The following is a 620-nucleotide window of genomic DNA, read 5'->3' on the forward strand; positions in this document are numbered from 1 at the left end:
GCTGTAACCTTAAAAAAGCAGATGCCGATATCGGCGTCTGCTTTTTTATTTGGTACGACTCGCCTGTAGTAAGCCCGGTGTTCTTCTCCCCTCAAGCGTTTCCCTCATCGGTAAAACATCGGCTATCAGAAGTGTGAACCCAATCATATTTTATTACGGACAAAAAATGAGCCTTGAATGAGTCAGTATTTGGCCTTGATGGCGAACGTGCAAGCGTAGTTTGATGGTGATGCCAAATACACCAGGGACCCTATTATGAACTCCAACTTTAAAAACGAAATACAAACGTTTGGACGCTCCCTATTATTGCCTATCGCTGTGTTAGCGCCGGTCGGGATGCTGATGGGGATATGTAGCGCGCTGGGGCAAGCCTATATGATCGATAAGCTCCCTTTTTTGGGGAATGCTTATTGCAAGATGATTTTGTCTTCCGTCGGCCTCATCAGCAGCGTCGTGTTCCAGAATATTCCACTGTTGTTCGCCATGGGTGTCGCTTATGGGATGTCGAAGAAAGAAAAAGGCATTGCGGTATTCTCTTCCGTGATTGCTTATTTGACATTGTTGATATCAATGCACGTTCATCTCAAATTAATGGGGCAATTGGTCACAGAAAATATGGC

1 protein-coding gene is annotated in these 620 nt (G+C 45.0%); it reads left to right on the forward strand.

Annotation, left to right across the window (positions count from 1 at the left end; all coding sequences use genetic code 11):
- Nucleotides 1-255 precede the first annotated feature (255 nt).
- A partial coding sequence (locus J5224_RS33850; protein ID WP_264629242.1) for a PTS transporter subunit EIIC occupies nucleotides 256-620 on the forward strand: 365 nt, incomplete at its 3' end.

It is taken from the genome of Candidatus Symbiopectobacterium sp. NZEC135 (assembly GCF_025962695.1).